Here is a 15339-nt window from a genome sequence, read left to right as displayed (position 1 = left end):
CCATGCTACAGCGGTGGAGTACGGGAGTCAACGGAGCAGCGTGCGCTCCCCCGTGCGTTCTGCCCTACATCGATCATCCATCCTCCGCGCGGAGGATGCATCGGTGTAGGGGCGGCGCGGCGGCCTGGCCAGGGGTCTACGCGGCGCCGGCTTCCGGTCCGGGCGCGCGCTTCGGGAGCGTCACGATGAACTCGGTGAACTCCCCTTCTTGTGTCTCGAAGGTCAGCGAGCCCCCGTTGCCCTCGACGACGATGTTATGACAGATCGAGAGCCCGAGCCCCGTGCCCTCGCCCGGCGGCTTCGTCGTGAAGAAGGGGTTCATGATCTTGTCCCGGATCCCCGCCGGGATACCGACGCCGTTGTCATGGACGCGGAGCTCGACGCGATCGCCGAGATCGCGTGTCGCGACCCGGATCTGGGGTGAGGACCCCTGTCCGCGCGCCGCGTCTCTCCGGCGTACGGCGTAGCAGGCGTTGTCGACCAGATTGATGACCACGCGGCTGATCTCCTGCGGGACGAGGCTCACCTGGCCGATCGAGGGGGAGAGGTCCAGGTCGATCGCGATCTCGGCGGACTGGGTGCGGACGCGGGCGCCGTGATAACCGATGTTGACGTAGGTCGCGACGAGCGTGTTGAAGTCGACCTCCTGGCGCTCCCCGCGCTCGCCCCGCGAGTGGTCGAGCATCGATCGGATGATGCCCTCCATGCGCCGGCCGTGCTCGCCGATCTTCTTCACGTTGCTCGTCAGGTCGCCGAGCGCCTCGGTGAGGTACTCCTGGCGGCCGTCGTCGAGCTCCTGGGCGAGGGTCGATATGTCACCGCCGATGTCGTCGATGAGGCCGGCCGAGAGCTCGGCGAAGTTGTTGACGAAGTTGAGCGGATTCCGGAGCTCGTGGGCTATGCCGGCCGTGAGCGAGCCGAGCGAGGCGAGCCGGTCTTGCACGATCATGCGGTCCTGGGCCTCGCGCAGGCGCTTCAAGGTGGCCGCGAGCTCCTCGTTCTTCGCCTGCAGCTCTCGAGTGCGCGCCTGGACCCGCTGCTCCAGGGTGTTGTAGAGCGCGGCGTTCTCGAGCGAGATGACCGCCTGCGTCGAGAGCATCTGCAGGATGCGCATGCGGGCCGGGGTGAAGGCGCCTTTGACGAGGCTGTTCTCGAGGTAGACGATGCCGCGCCGGCCGCCCGGGCGGCCGAGCGGGAAGCAGAGCACCGAGCCGACCGCGTGCGCGGCGATGTGGGGGTCGCGCCCGAAGCGCGGGTTCGCGGCGGCGTCGTCGAGCACGACGCTCTCCTGCGTGCGCGCGACGTAATAGACGATCGAGGTGGGCAGGCCCCGGCGCCCCCGGGGCGCGAGATCGGCGATCGGGACCGACTGGAGGACCTTGGCGTCCTCATCGACGGCCTTCTCGCCCTCCACCACCCACTGGCCGCCCTGCTCGAGGAGCAGGTACCCGGCCTCGGCGCCGCTCGTCTCCAGGAGGATCTGCATCAGCCGGGAGAGGAGGCGATCGAGCTCGATCTCGCGCGAGAGGTCCTGCGAGGCGTTGAGGACGCTGATCAGGTCGAGGACGCTGAAGTCGAGCTCGCGGCCGGCCGTCTCCGAGAACTTCGACGCCGCGAGGATGCCCGAGGCGACGTGCGGCACGAGCCCGGGGTGCTGCTTCTCCAGCGCCTTGGCCTTGGCGACCGCGCCCCAGCGCAGGTAGGCCTCGTGCGCGTCGCGCAGGTGCTGCCGCGCGAGCTTCTGGTCGCCCCGCGCGAGGTAGAAGCGCCCGGCGAGCTCGTGGGCGAGGGCGGCCTCGTGCTGGTAGCCGCTCTTCTCCGCGAGCTCCGCGCCGCGCTCGAAGGCGTCGCGGGCCGCGTCGTCCTGGCCGAGCACGCGCGCGCGCTCGGCGCGGATGAGGAGCAGCTTGTGCTCGTAGGTGGCCGGGCAGTGCTCGCGCCACTTCTCGAGCTTGGCGATGTTCCGCTCCACGAGCGCGGAGGTCCGCTCGCGCGCGGCCTCGTCGGCGTGATCGTGGACGGCGAGGTGGGAGAGCGACTCGAGGAGAGCCCACGGGGCGGCCGCTGCAGACGTCTCGGCGGTGACGAAGTAGGGGGCCGCGGCCTCCGCCATGGAGGCTGCCTGCTCGTGATCGCCGAACAGGTAGCAGAGGAGCGTCTTGCAGAAATGGTAGTTGAACAGCGCGCCGACGTCGCCGGCCGCGCGCTGCGCGGGGAGCCGCTCGGACTCGATGTACGCAGGGCCGGCGAGCACGATCTGATCAGCGGCCTTGCCGCGCAGGTTGAGCACCGTCTGGAGGAATATCTGGTGCCAGCCGAGGACCATCGCCTGGCGGAGCTTTGCGATGGCATGCGCGTACTGCTCCATGTCGGAGGCGAGCATCGCGAGGTCGTCCCCGGCGAGGAGTCGCACCACGCAGAGCGTCTCGGCAGCTCCGGCGGCGTGGAACGGGGTGCCTGCCTCCAGCGCGGAGCGGTAGGCGTCCAGGAACATCGGGGAGAGCTCCTGGAGCGGCACCTCGACGTGGAGCGCGTGATAGCCGCCGTAAAGATAGGTCTGCGTGCGAGACTCCTTGTTGTCCATCCGGTCGGCGAGGCGCAGCGCGAGGCGCGCGACGCTCAAGGCCGCGTCGACCTCGCCGCTGCGGAGGAGGAGGAGCGCGTAAAAGACGAACCCGAACGAGGACTGGGGCACGAGCCCGGAGCGCAGCGACATCCGCACCAGGCGGCCAATCGCGACGGGGAACAGGCTCATCCCGGCAATCCCGGAGATGTTCGTCACCTGGTTCAGGATCACCATGCGCGCGCGATCCGCTGGATCGGCGCACTCCTGCAGGCCCGCGAGCTCCTCGAGCGGCCGGCCGTCCAGCGCCGCCGCGGCCTCGCGGAGCTCCCGCTCGACGTCCTCGGGCGCAGGGCTCTCCGGAACCTCGACGTCGAGCCGCCGCAGCGCCTCGATGTACGTCCGGACCGCCTCGGCGAGCCGGTGCTGAGAGTAGTGGGCCTGCCCCTCGAGCCGGAGGAGCTCGACCTCGTCGAGCACGCCGCGCAGCCTCGGCCGGACGGCGTCGCACAGCGTCTTCATCGCCTCGAAGTCGCCGTGTGAGAAGGCCGCCTCTGCCGCGACCAGATGGAGGTCGCGCGCGAGCTCGTAGGCGTCGCTCCACGCGCGCTCGTCGAGGAGCGCGACGCCCGCCCGACCGTAGATCAGCGCCTGCTGCCCCGCGCCTGCCTCGAGCGCCCTCCGCGCCGCCTCCAGGTTGAGCCGCTCGAGCTCGGCGAGCTCCCCGGGCTCCTTGATGGCGGCCCGACCCTGGTTGAGCAGCCCCACGACGTCGAAGAGGCGGCGCTCGTGCTCCTCCGCGGTCGCGCTGCGCAGCAGCCGCAGGCCGACGTCGCGGTAGAGGCGCGGGCCCACGTCGGCGTCCAGCATGGAGATCACGGCCTGCTGGATGCGGTCGTGTGCGAAGCGGCAGCGGATGCCTGATCCACCGGCTGCCATCTCGACCGCGGAGCTCACCGGATCGATCGGGATCAGGAGCCCCTCGGCCGCCGCGCTCCACAGGTCGAGGCCGACCTCCTCCACAGGGCGCCGGGCCACGATCGCGAGCGTGCCGAGATCGAACACGCCGCCGAGGCAGCCGGCCACCTTGAGCAGCTCCTGCGTCACCGGCGGGAGCTGGCGCACCCGGCCCACCATCAGCTCGACCACGTTGTCCGTGATCCCGCGCTGGCGGATGCGATCGAGATCCCACCGGAACCCGTCGGCGCCGTGCTCGATCAGCCCGTCGGCGTACAGCGAAGTCAGGAATGCGCGCACGAAGAACGGGTTGCCCGCGGTGCGCGAGAGCAGCAGATCGGCGAGCGGCGCCGCGTCCGCCGGCGTGGCGTCGAGCGCGTCGGCGACCATCGCCGTGACGTCGCCCGGCCCCAGGGGCGCGAGGGAGAGCCGCTCCACGCGCGTCCCTTGCGCCTCGATCGCCCGGATCGTCAGCGCGACGGGGTGAGCGTCCGTGACCTCGTTGTCCCTGTAGGAGCCGATCACGAAGAGCGGCAGATCCTGCGCCGTGGCGAGGAGCTCTTCGAGCAGCTTCAGCGCGTCGAGGTTGGCCCACTGGAGGTCATCGAAGAAGATGCAGAGAGGGTGGTCCGGCGTGGCGACGGCCGCGATGAAGTCGCGCACCGCCTGGCTGAACCGCTGCCTCGCCTCCGTGGGGGGCAGCGCCGCCACGTCCGGCTGATGCCCCAGCACGAGCTCGAGGCTCGGACACACCTCCACGAGGACACGCGCCCGCTCGCCGAGCGCCTCGTGCGTCCGCGCGCGGAAGGCGGCGAGGCGCTCCTCGCTCTCGGTGAGGAGCTGCTCGACCAGCGCGTGAAGGGCCTGCGCCAGCGCCGCATACGGAGCGTCGCTGTGGTACTGGTCGAACTTGCCGGCGATGAAGCTCCCCCGGCGCGCCGTGAGCGGGCGATACACCTCGTGGATGAGCGAGGATTTGCCGACACCGGCGTAGCCGGACACGAGCATGAGCACCGCGCCCTGGCTCGCGCGCTCGAGGGCGGACATCAGCCGCTCGACCTCGGCGTCGCGGCCATACAGCTTCTGCGGGAGGTGGAAACGCTCGGACCGGTCGTGGCGCGCGAGCGGGAACGCGGCGACCGCGCCGCGCTGGCGGAGCTGCTCGAGGCAGCCGGTGAGGTCGGCGCGGATGCCGCGCGCCGACTGGTAGCGGTCGTCAGCGCTCTTCGCCATCAGCTTGAGCACGATGTCCGCGACGACCTCGGGGACCGCCGCGTTCACCGCGTGCGGCGAGGTGGGCTGCCGTGCGATGTGCGCGTGGACCAGCTCGAGCACGTCGTCCGCCGCGAAGGGCAGGCGGCCGGTGAGCAGCTCGTAGAGGCTCACCCCGAAGGAGTAGTAGTCGGTCCGGTAGTCGACAGGCCGGTTCATCCGGCCTGTCTGCTCCGGGGACATGTACGCCAGCGTGCCCTTGAGCCCGCCGGGGCTCGTGAACGCGGTCGCCTCCTGCGGGAGCGCCGAGGCGAGGCCGAAATCGATGACCTTCACCCGTCCGTCGGCCGGGTTCATCACGATGTTGGACGGGTTGAGATCGCGGTGGACGATGCGCCGCTGGTGGATCGCCTCGAGGACGCTCGTCACGTCGATGGCGAGCGTGAGGATCCGCTCGACCGACAGGCGCGCGGCGCTGTTCAGGGTTCTGAGCGAGGAGCCGCCGAAATCCTCGAGCAAGAGGGCGTGGCGGCCGCCGTCCTCCGCGACGCCGTGGCTGCGGACGACGCCGCTCACCTCGCTCAGATCGCTGAGGATCGCGTGCTCGTGGCGGAGCGAGGCGATCTGCGCCTGCGACGGGTGCTGCTCCTTCAGCACCTTGAGCACCAGCGGAAGCCCGTCCGACCGTCGCTTCGCCCGGTAGGCAGTCGAGCGGGCGCCCTCTCGGAGCCGCTCCAGGATCTCGCAGCCGCAGATCTCCATCATCCTTCTCCCCTGTCGTCTCGTCTCAGATCCGCGCGCGCATACCGGGTCGGCGATCGCGGCAGCCGGATCCGCGCGCCGTAGAGTGCCGGGCTGCCTCGCCAGCGTGAGGGTGCTGGTCCGGGAGGTCGGGCGGGTCCGGATCCTCCTCCGGGTCGGGGCCGGGGTCGAGGAGACCTGCGCATCGGGTCCACGCGCCGCCCGCAATCGCGGCCTGACCCTCGGGCGCACCCGGCTGCCTCAGCGCAGCGCGCTCCTCGTCGGTGAGCAGCTCGTCCTGCCGGTCAGCCATGAACGCGGCCTGCTTGAAGGGGTCGATGCTCAGCTCCGTGAGCAGCTCGAAGAGACGGTCCATGAGTCCTCCTGTCGTTCAGTCGTTGTTGCCTTTTGTGCCTCGCTCGCCCCGCGGGGAGACCGGCAGCTCTCGCATGTCGCGCCACGTGGGATCGAACGCCATGAGGGCGAGCGCCTCGAAGGACAGGCCCTGCTTTAGAATCTCGATCGGATGATCGGTCGCCCCGCCCTCGAGCACGTTCAGGCCGTGAAGCATCGTGTTGATCTCGCTCTTGACGGACTCGAGGACCTTCCGGGTTTGTCTGATGACCTGTGGCGCGAGGGGATCATCGAGGTTTTTCAGACCGACCGCGACGAAGTAACGCGAGAAGACATCCCACGGGTTCTTCTCGACGCCGCTGAGCCCTGCGGCGACGGACTCGGGGAAATGCCCGGCGCAGCTCAGGAGCTCGGCGATGGGGCGGTCGACCAGCAGCCGCTTGTTGACGTCGAGCACAAGCGCCTCGAGCAGGCACGCGCGCGCCTCGAGGAGCCCTGCTTTCATGTCGGGCTGCTCGCGCGCGATGAGCGCCAGGAGGCACGCCTTGAACGCGAACGCCCACGCGTAGCGCGGGTTGAGCTCGCACGCCCTCTCGAAGCTCTTCAGCGCTTGCGTTGCGGCGCAGCGCGCCTCTGTGCCTCGCACGCCGGGCACGTCCGCCCAGCCCCATTCGGGCGCGAAGGCCGACAGCAGCCTGGGCATCACCTCGATCCAGTACTTGTACGTGTACGCCGCGCCTCGGTGCGCGAACGTCCATGCGCTCCCGGGCGACAGGGAGGCAGCTTTGTCGAAGAGGTGGATCGAGCGGTCGATGAGGGTGTGCTGCTCGCGCCAGTCCTCGGGCGTCTTGGCTCCGGCCAGCGTGTAGCTCGCGTGGCTCCGGTGCGCGTCCCCCCAGTGCGCGTAGGCCCATCCGTAGTCTTCTCTCAGCTCCACCGCCCTGCCGAAATCCTCGCAGCAGGCTGTCCAGTCGTCGATCGCCGCACGGGCGGCGCCGCGATGGGCGTAGGCCCACGCGTATTTGTGGTCGATCTTGAGCTGCTCGGCGAGCTCGATCGCCTCGGTAAAGAGCCGGATCGCGGTGGTCTGCTCACCGTACAAGCGGCGTCCCTCCGCCTCCTGGGCGAGGGCCTTGATCCTCTTGCGTTGCTGGTCTGTCATCAGAACTCCTCGTCAGTGAACAAGCATTGAATCCACTCCGGCTCGGCGCCGCCGTCTCAGAGCCTCATCGTCCTCCTCCACGACGCCCCAGGCGCTCTTCCCGCTCAGATCCGCGCGCGACCGCTGTATGGGAGGCGAGATCCGGTCCACGGGTCCTGCGCCTTTCGGCCCGGGGGGTCGGGATCCTCGTCGGGATCGGGGCCTGGATCACCGATCCAGGCGCATCGGCTCCACGCCCCGCCCGCGATCTCGGCCTGCGCCTCGGGCGAGCGCGATCGCACGAGCGCGGCGCGCTCCTCGCCCGTGAGCGCCGCGTCCTGCCCGCCGGCCATGAACGCGGCGTGCTCGAAGGGGTCGACGCTCAGCTCGGTGAACAGCTTGAATAGACGATCCATGAGTCCTCCTCTCTCAATCCTTGGTGGGGCGGGCGAGGTCCGTCGTGCTGCCGCCGGCCTGCGCGGTCAGCGCGTGGGCATCGCTCCACGTGGGGTCGAAGGCGACGAGCCCGATGGCCTCGACCGACAGGCGCTCGCGCGACAGCGTCTCGACCGCGGTGCTCTCGCTGCTGGGCTTGTCGAGCAGGTCCAGCCCGAGGAGCATCACCTGGATCTCGGACCTGGCAAACTCGAGCATCCTTCGCGTCTGCTGGATGACCGCCGGCGCGAGCGGGTCGCCCAGCCGCTTGAGCCCGACGGCGACGAGGTAGCGCGAGACGATATCCTCCGGATCCTTCTGGAGGCCGGACGTCCCGATCGCGACGGAGCGCTCGAAGTCTCCGGCGCGGTGCAGGATCGTCGCGAGCGGGCGATCGAGCACGAGCCGATGGTTGACGTCCAGCAGGAGCGCCGCGAGCAAGGCGTGGCACGCCTCGTCGTAATCCTCCGCCGTCCCCTGCTTCTCGCTGGCGACCAGGCCCAGGAGGATCGCCTTGAAGGCGTGCGCCCACGGGTAACGCCGGTTGATCTGGCACGCCCTGTCGAGGCTCTCCCTCGCCCGCTCCACGGCGCTCTTGTCAGAGCCCGCCGTGGTCAGCGCCGCGCGCGCGGCGCTCATGCCGAGCTTCGGGGCGAGCTTCGGCATGAGCTCGAGCCAGTATTTGAACGTGTACGCCGCGCCGCGGTGGGCGAAGGTCCAGGCGCTCCCCGGCGAGAGCGAGATCGCCGTATCGAACAGCTCGATCGACCTGTTCACGAGGCTGTGCAGCTCATCCCAGCCCTGCCCGGACATGTTGTAGATCGCGTGGGTCCTGAAGGCCTCCGCCCATTGCCCGACGGCCCAACCATATCCCGGTTGTAATTTCAGCGCGGCCTCGAAGTCCTCGCAGCAGCGCTCCCAGTCGTCGATCGCCGCGCGGGCAGCGCCCCGGTGGGCGTAGGCCCACGCGTACTCGTCGTCGACCGCGAGCGCATCGGTGAAGCACTGGATCGCCGCTGTGTACTCGCCGTTCCTGCGGTGCACCTCGCCTTGCTGGGCGAGGCTCTTGCGCTTCGTGCAGTCCTTGTCTGTCATGAACTCCCTCGTCAGTACACAAGCGGTGAATCCACCCCGGCCCCGGCGCCGCCGTGCCAGCCGATGCGCTCCTGCACCGCCGGGGGCGACGCGCGCCCCTGGCGGCTCGATCACCACGCCGCGTGGTGCCGGTCTGCCTGGAGCGCGTGCGGGCTCTGGTTCCGGAGGTCGGCCGGGTCGGAATCCTCGTCCTCTTCCCGTTCCGGGTCAGGACCGGGATCGAGGACGAACGCGCATCGGCTCCACGCGCCGCCCGCGATCGCTGCCTGCACCTCGGGCGAGCCCGGCTGTTCCAGACCGGCCCGCTCCTCATCGGTGAGCAGCTCAGCCGACCGGTCGACCGCCTGCGCGGCCTGCTTGAAGGGGTCGATGCTCAGCTCGGTGAGCAGGTTGAATAGATGATCCATGCATGCTCCTGTGGTTCAGTCGTTCCTGGATCGGGGCTCTCGACGCTCGCGCGGCGAGAGCGGCTTCGTGAGGAGAGCGCTCCACGTGGGATCAAAGGCGACGAGCGCGATGGCCTCGACGGACAGGTTGTTTCGCATGCTCGCGATGGACCAGCCGCCCTCCCGGCCCTGGAGCACGTCCAGGCCGTGAAGCATCGTGTCGAGCTCGCTCCTCGCGGACTCGATCACCTTCCGGGTGTGCTCGATGACCACCGGCGCGAGGGGGTCGTTCAGGTGCTTGAGACCGACAGCGATGAAGTAACGCGAGAAGAAATCCGCCGGATTCTTCTCCACGGCGCGGACCGCCGAGGTGATGGACTCACGGTAAGTCCCGGCGCAGCTCAGGAGCTTTGCGGCGGCGGTGTGGATCGGCAGCCGCTTGTCGACGTCGAGCGCGAGCGCGTCGAGCATGCAGTCGCGCGCCTCGAGGAGCCCGGGCGTCATGTCGGGCTGCTCGCGCGCGACGAGGGCAAGGACGCATGCCTTGAACGCGCAGACCCACGCGTACCTTGGATTGAGCTCGCGGGCCTTGTCGAGGTCCCGCAGCGCCCGCGCAGCGGCGTCGCTGCCCCTGGAGCTCCGCGCCTCCGGCGCCGGGCCGTTGTCCAGCTCCAGGGCCGGCACCAGCCTGGGCATCACCTCGAGCCAGTACTTGTATGTGTACGCCGCGCCCCGGTGGGCGAAGGTCCAGGCGCTCCCCGGCGACAGCTCGGCCGCTCGCTCGAGCAGCTCGATCGCGCGGTCGATGATCGCGTGCTGCTCGCGCCAGTCCGGGGGCGTGCCGGTCCTGCCGAGCCTGTGGCTCGCATGCATCCGATGAGCCTCCCCCCAGCGTGCGTACGCCCATCCGTAATCGGGCTTCAGCTCCACCGCCTTCTTGAAATCTGCGCAGCAGGGCTCCCAGTCGTCGAGCGCAGCGCGGGCGGCGCCCCGGTGGGCGTAGGCCCACGCGTACGCGCCGTCGATCTCGAGCGCCTCGGTGAACAGCCGGATCGCGTCGGTGTACTGGCCGTTCTTGCAGCGTTCCTCGCCCTCGTGCGCGAGGCTCTTGCTTTGCTTGCGCCTCTCTTTCCTGTCTTCGCCTCGATCTGTCATGAGCTCCTCGTCAGTGCACAAGCGGTGAATCCACCCCGGCTCCGGCGCCGCCGTCCCAGCCGATGCGCTCCAGCGCCTCCGGGTCGACGGCCGCCCGTGTGACCGGCGGCACATACAGCGTCGAGATGTCGTCCACCGGAGCCGCCGAGAGCGCCGAGAGCGCCACCCGGTCGAGCCGAGGCGAGGCCAGCGGGTGCGCGGCCGCCTCGTAGATCACGACCTCGTGGGCGGCCGGGTAGGTCTGGCGCAGGCGCTCGCCGAGGGCCTCGAGTCCGCGGCGGATGCGCGCGGCGTCCGAGGGGTCGAACACGCCGGCGCAGCCGACGCCGCCGATCTGGCAGAGCACGAGCGGCGTCCGGGCGTCGACCTCGCGCCCCCGGATGAGGAAATCGGTCGCCTCGAAGAGCTGGAGCCCGTCGCGGCCAGGATCCAGCCCGAGATCGGCGAAGAGGCAGTCGATGGAAGAGACGCCGGGCAGCATCCGGGCCGAGAACCCCTCGTCGCGCGCCTGCCGGACCGCCGCGTGCGCCGGGCTCGCGAGCACGCCCGGGTGCCCGTAGAAGACCGCGCAGACCTTGAGCCCTTTGCGCACCTCGGCGAGGATGCGCTCGACCATCTCCGCGTAGATCGACCGCCGCGGCGTCTTGCCCTTCCCGTAGGGCAGCGACTCGGCCGCCGGGTTCAAGCTGCGCACCCAGCGCGCGGCCCACGCGTCCGCCACGGCAAAGAGCACGCGATCCGCCTGCTGGATGGCGCGCTGGGCGGCGAGGGTCGTCTGGCCGGCCCACTGGATGCCGATTCCCACGACAACGAGAGATCCATCGGTTGACATGCGCTCTGCCCCGTGCCGGCGTCCACGCGTCGGCCGCAGGGGCGATGCATCGCCGTTCCCCCGGCCCCCATGGCTTCATGTCCCTCTTAACGTGACGTCGGCCCCGGATCAATCGAACGTGCGTTGACCCCGCCGGCGCCGCTGGCGCGCTCGGCCCGGCCTGCGCGCCGCTGTCCTCGCGCGCGCCCGCGCCGAACTTGCCTGCCCCGCGATCCGCATCGTCCATGCGGGACGGCCGCGACGGCGGCCCGCATCGCGCGGACGCGGGCGCATCGCGCGCCCGTCACGCGCGCGCCTCGTCGGCGCTTCGTCGGCGCTTCGTCGGCGCTTCGTCGGCGCTTGGTCGGCGCACGAATTGCTCCGGGGCGCACCTGGTGCGCGTGACCACGGCGCGGCGGCCGGGCTCATGGAGAATCGATGCAGCCAACCGGGCCGATTTCGGCCAGAATTACCGCGAGGGCGGGCAGGGCCTGCGCCTTGCTAAGCGCACATGACCCACAAAGCGAGGAGGGTACGCCAGTGTCCGTAGCAGCCAGCCATAGCAGCCAGAACTCGGTCCATTCGGAGCCGCCTCCGCCGATCTCGATCCCCGGCCTGCGAACGGCGATCGCCAACGAGAAGCTCCGGCTGTGGATCGCGGAGGTCGTCGCGCTGTGCCAGCCGGACAACGTGCACGTGTGCGACGGCTCGAAGGAGGAGTACGACGCGCTCTGTGAGCAGATGGTCAAGGCGGGCACGCTGATCCGCCTGAACCCGGAGAAGCGCCCGGACAGCTACCTCGCGCGCTCCGACCCGAGCGACGTGGCCCGCGTCGAGGACCGCACGTTCATCTGCAGCCGGCGCAAGCAGGACGCCGGCCCCACGAACAACTGGGCCGATCCGCAGGAGATGAAGGCGACGCTGCGCCGGCTCTTCGCCGGATCGATGCGGGGCAGGACGCTCTACGTCATCCCGTTCAGCATGGGCCCGGTCGGCTCGCCCTACTCGCACATCGGCGTGGAGCTCAGCGACTCGCCGTACGTCGCCGCGAGCATGCGCATCATGACGCGCATGGGGCGCAAGGTGCTCGATGCGCTCGGAGACGGCGATTTCGTCCCGTGCCTGCACTCGGTCGGCATGCCCCTCGCCCCGGGCCAGAGCGATGTGCCGTGGCCGTGCAACGCGGAGCACAAGTACATCGTCCACTTCCCGGGAGAGCGGCTGATCTGGTCGTTCGGGAGCGGCTATGGCGGCAACGCGCTGCTCGGCAAGAAGTGCTTCGCGCTGCGCATCGCCTCGGTGCTCGGGCGTGAGCAGGGGTGGCTGGCCGAGCACATGCTGATCCTGGGCGTCGAGTCGCCGAAGGGCGAGAAGACGTATGTCGCCGCGGCCTTCCCGAGCGCGTGCGGCAAGACGAACTTCGCCATGCTCATCCCGCCGAAGGCGTTCGCGGGGTGGAAGGTCACGACGGTGGGCGACGACATCGCCTGGATGAAGCCCGGGCGCGACGGCCAGCTCTACGCGATCAACCCGGAGGCGGGATATTTCGGCGTGGCCCCGGGGACGTCGGAGAAGTCGAACGCGAACGCGATGGCGACCATCCGGAAGAACACGATCTTCACGAACGTGGGGCTCACGCCGGACGGCGACGTCTGGTGGGAGGGGATGACGGACGAGCCGCCGCCGGAGCTCATCGACTGGCAGGGGAAGCCCTGGACGCCGGACTGCGGGCGCAAGGCGGCCCACCCGAACGCGCGCTTCACGACGCCGGCGTCGCAGTGTCCGTCGATCGATCCGCGCTGGGACGACCCGAACGGCGTCCCCGTCAGCGCGATCATCTTCGGCGGGCGACGCGCGACGACGGTGCCGCTCGTGTACCAGTCGTTCAACTGGAGCTTCGGCGTCTACATGGCGGCGACGATCGGCTCGGAGATGACGGCCGCGGCCGCCGGCAACATCGGCCAGGTCCGCCGCGACCCGATGGCGATGCTGCCCTTCTGCGGCTACCACATGGGCGATTACTTCAACCACTGGCTGCAGATGGGTCGCCAGATCGTCAATCCGCCCCGCATCTTCTCGGTGAACTGGTTCCGCAAGGACGACCAGGGCAACTTCCTCTGGCCCGGGTTCGGCGAGAACATGCGTGTCCTCAAGTGGATCGTCGATCGCGTGCACGGCCGCGGCTTCGCCGAGGAGAGCCCGCTCGGCTGGATGCCGCGCTACGAGGACCTCGAGTGGCGCGGCATGGAGCGCTTCTCGAAGGAGCAGTTCTATCAGCTCATGGCCGTCGACCGCGAGGCGTGGAAGGTCGAGTTCGGGTCGCACGGCGAGCTCTTCGAGCGGCTCTACGACCGGCTGCCCAAGGAGTTCTTGCTGATGCGCGAGCTGCTCCTGTCCCAGCTCTGGCGCTCTCCGGAGCGCTGGGAGCTCGCGCCCGAGCGCTACCTCGACGAGCACGACGAGCACGACGACGAGGGCGGGGCGAGCGCCTCGTAGCGCCGCTGGGGCGGGCGCCGGCTCCAGAGCGGTCCGACCTGAGATCCAGGGCGCTCGGACCGTAGGAGAGACCCCACAGGACCGTAGGAGAGACCCCACAGGACCGTAGGAGCGACCTCGCCGGACCGTAGGAGCGACCTCGCCGGACCGTAGGAGAGACCTCGCCGGACCGTAGGAGCGACCCGCCGGACCGTAGGAGCGACCTCGCCAGACCGTAGAAGAGACCCCGCCAGACCGTAGAAGAGACCCAGCCCGCCGGCGTGACGTTCCAAGGGCAGCGATGGGTTGTTGTACTATTGCAGGTTCGCTGTTGTTAAGTTGTCTGTAGTTGCGTGCTTTTCTGCCTCTTCAATTCAGCATGTCTGCGTCGGTTCCGACGGGGAGGCGTCCGCCACCGGGGACACGCGGAGCCTTGGGGCTCGTTCGTGTCAATTGTCAAAGGAACCAGGAAAAGCGGAGCAAGAGGCCAGCGAAATGAGCGCGTGCTTGAACAACAGAATCTGGACAGCATCTCTGATGCTCGCAACGATGTCTCTTGCGTGTGTCGCGCAGGAGGACGACATCGCGGCATGGGACGCCGACGGCCTCCTCGATCAGGACCAGCAGGGCGTCACGGGCGTGGACGCGGGGGAGACGCTCCTCGTCGGCACCGCGACGGTCGCCGGCACCACCGTGTCGCTGAACGCCGGCACGGTCGACGCCCACCCGATCGCCGCCGTCGCGTCGGGGGCGGTCGCCAAGCTCAAGGTCTACGTCGACGCGACCAACACGGCGACGACCCTCCGCCTCGGGCTCTACGCGCGGTCGGGCTCCGCGCCGGGGGCGCTCGTCGCCTCGTGCAACGTCACCGGCGTCACGAGCGGGGCCTGGAACGAGTGCGCCGTCTCGGGCAGCCCGAGCGTCACCAGCGGCACCACGTACTACGTGACGGTGCTCGCGCCGTCGGGCGGCAACCCCGTGAAGACGCGCAGGGCCGGCGGCACCACCACGTCCTACTGGAAGGCGGGGCAGAGCACCCTCCCGAACCCCTATGGCACGCCGGGGGGCAGCTTCTCCGCGGGCCTGCTCTCCTTCACGGCCGTGGCGGCGAGCACCACCACCCCCACCGACACGATCAGCTGCCCGCCCGGGTACACCGAGGTCTTCCGGGACGACTTCGACGGCACCAGCGTGGACACCACGAAGTGGACCATCGCGAACCAGAACACCAATGCTGACGCCGAGTACATCCGGCTCACGCACATGCTGGCCTCCAACGTCTCGGCCTCGGGCGGCACCCTGAAGATCGCGTCGAAGCGCCACTGCAGCGACCCGTATCCGACCCTCTCTCCCGAGAACCCGGGGCAGTGCGCCGGGGGGACCAACTACTACTCCGGCGGCTTGATCATGGGGAAGCGAGGCCACGCGGCCGGCAAGGGGATGATGATCTTCCGCGCCAGGATGCCCTCTCCGGTCCAGGGCTACTTCCCGGCGCTCTGGGCCAGGAACACCCATAGCTGGCAGACCAATACCTACGGCGAGCTCGACCTGGTGGAGAAATGGTGGGATCCGCTCACCAAGGGGGTCCACTCGGACGACGACCTGATGGCGCAGACCACGTGGATCTACGACGGGGCGAACAGCCTGCACACGAACGGGAACGTCTTCGGCCCGTACGCCGGGTCCAGCACCGGATTCCACGTGTGGGAGGTCGAGTGGGACGCCACGGTGACGCCGGCGACGATCAAGTACTACTACCGCGACGCGCCCAGCTCCACCCGTCACCACATCCGCACGGTCACGCACAGCTCGGGGTGGAACGGGACGATGACGGACGCGCTGATGAAGGCCGCCATCAACGACACCGGCTGCAGCGCGGGCAACTGCGGCTTCCGGCCGTACGTCGACTTCGCCGTCCAGCCCGACACGCGCTATCACGTGAGCCCGGACGCGGCGACGACGTACGACCCGACCGATCTCGAGGTCGACGCCGTGATCACCTGCGGCGGGTAGG

At 69.6% G+C, this 15339-nt stretch carries 10 protein-coding genes; 2 read left to right on the top strand and 8 right to left on the bottom strand.

Annotation, left to right across the window (positions count from 1 at the left end; all coding sequences use genetic code 11):
- Positions 1–136: 136 nt before the first annotated feature.
- The 8 genes from WME96_RS21950 to WME96_RS21915 form a co-directional block, all read right to left on the bottom strand.
- Positions 137–5497, bottom strand: a complete 5361-nt coding sequence (locus WME96_RS21950; protein ID WP_437292047.1) for a trifunctional serine/threonine-protein kinase/ATP-binding protein/sensor histidine kinase — start codon at positions 5495–5497, stop codon at positions 137–139.
- Between the two features lie 22 nt (positions 5498–5519).
- Positions 5520–5849: a hypothetical protein gene (locus WME96_RS21945; RefSeq protein WP_437292046.1), complete on the bottom strand. Its 330-nt coding sequence runs from the start codon at positions 5847–5849 to the stop codon at positions 5520–5522.
- 15 nt (positions 5850–5864) lie between these two features.
- Positions 5865–6989, bottom strand: coding sequence for a tetratricopeptide repeat protein (locus WME96_RS21940; RefSeq protein WP_437292045.1), 1125 nt, complete (start codon positions 6987–6989; stop codon positions 5865–5867).
- A gap of 104 nt (positions 6990–7093) precedes the next feature.
- On the bottom strand, positions 7094–7384 hold the full coding sequence (locus WME96_RS21935) for a hypothetical protein (protein WP_437292044.1): 291 nt from the start codon (positions 7382–7384) through the stop codon (positions 7094–7096).
- Between the two features lie 13 nt (positions 7385–7397).
- Positions 7398–8498 carry a tetratricopeptide repeat protein gene (locus tag WME96_RS21930; RefSeq protein WP_437292043.1) on the bottom strand — a complete coding sequence of 367 codons (1101 nt, stop codon included), beginning with the start codon at positions 8496–8498 and terminating at the stop codon, positions 7398–7400.
- 110 nt (positions 8499–8608) lie between these two features.
- Positions 8609–8905 (bottom strand): hypothetical protein, encoded by a 297-nt coding sequence (locus WME96_RS21925; protein ID WP_437292042.1) that lies wholly within the window; start codon positions 8903–8905, stop codon positions 8609–8611.
- A gap of 15 nt (positions 8906–8920) precedes the next feature.
- Positions 8921–10039 (bottom strand): tetratricopeptide repeat protein, encoded by a 1119-nt coding sequence (locus tag WME96_RS21920; RefSeq protein ID WP_437292041.1) that lies wholly within the window; start codon positions 10037–10039, stop codon positions 8921–8923.
- Positions 10040–10049: 10 nt separating this feature from the next.
- Positions 10050–10844 carry an SAM-dependent methyltransferase gene (locus tag WME96_RS21915; RefSeq protein ID WP_437292040.1) on the bottom strand — a complete coding sequence of 265 codons (795 nt, stop codon included), beginning with the start codon at positions 10842–10844 and terminating at the stop codon, positions 10050–10052.
- Between the two features lie 606 nt (positions 10845–11450).
- On the opposite strand from WME96_RS21915, the gene WME96_RS21910 reads away from it, so the two are divergent.
- Together WME96_RS21910 and WME96_RS21905 are read left to right on the top strand one after the other, a co-directional pair.
- The gene (locus tag WME96_RS21910; protein ID WP_437292340.1) at positions 11451–13346 is read left to right on the top strand and encodes a phosphoenolpyruvate carboxykinase (GTP); all 1896 of its coding nucleotides are present in this window, start codon (positions 11451–11453) and stop codon (positions 13344–13346) included.
- A gap of 528 nt (positions 13347–13874) precedes the next feature.
- Entirely contained in the window at positions 13875–15338 is a 1464-nt protein-coding gene (locus WME96_RS21905) for a hypothetical protein (protein WP_437292039.1), read from the top strand.
- Position 15339: the final 1 nt, after the last annotated feature.

Source organism: Sorangium sp. So ce406 (genome assembly GCF_051474675.1).
GTDB lineage: Bacteria > Myxococcota_A > Polyangia > Polyangiales > Polyangiaceae > Sorangium > Sorangium cellulosum_G.
The sequence above is the reverse complement of the archived record's forward strand: the minus strand, read 5'-3'. Positions and strand labels throughout refer to the sequence as shown.

Bases quoted from the DNA above. Each gene is read 5' to 3' on its own strand.
- WME96_RS21950 (WP_437292047.1), bottom strand. From the start codon at position 5,497: ATGATGGAGATCTGCGGCTGCGAGATCCTGGAGCGGCTCCGAGAGGGC.
- WME96_RS21945 (WP_437292046.1), bottom strand. From the start codon at position 5,849: ATGGACCGTCTCTTCGAGCTGCTCACGGAGCTGAGCATCGACCCCTTC.
- WME96_RS21940 (WP_437292045.1), bottom strand. From the start codon at position 6,989: ATGACAGACCAGCAACGCAAGAGGATCAAGGCCCTCGCCCAGGAGGCG.
- WME96_RS21935 (WP_437292044.1), bottom strand. From the start codon at position 7,384: ATGGATCGTCTATTCAAGCTGTTCACCGAGCTGAGCGTCGACCCCTTC.
- WME96_RS21930 (WP_437292043.1), bottom strand. From the start codon at position 8,498: ATGACAGACAAGGACTGCACGAAGCGCAAGAGCCTCGCCCAGCAAGGC.
- WME96_RS21925 (WP_437292042.1), bottom strand. From the start codon at position 8,905: ATGGATCATCTATTCAACCTGCTCACCGAGCTGAGCATCGACCCCTTC.
- WME96_RS21920 (WP_437292041.1), bottom strand. From the start codon at position 10,039: ATGACAGATCGAGGCGAAGACAGGAAAGAGAGGCGCAAGCAAAGCAAG.
- WME96_RS21905 (WP_437292039.1), top strand. From the start codon at position 13,875: ATGTCTCTTGCGTGTGTCGCGCAGGAGGACGACATCGCGGCATGGGAC.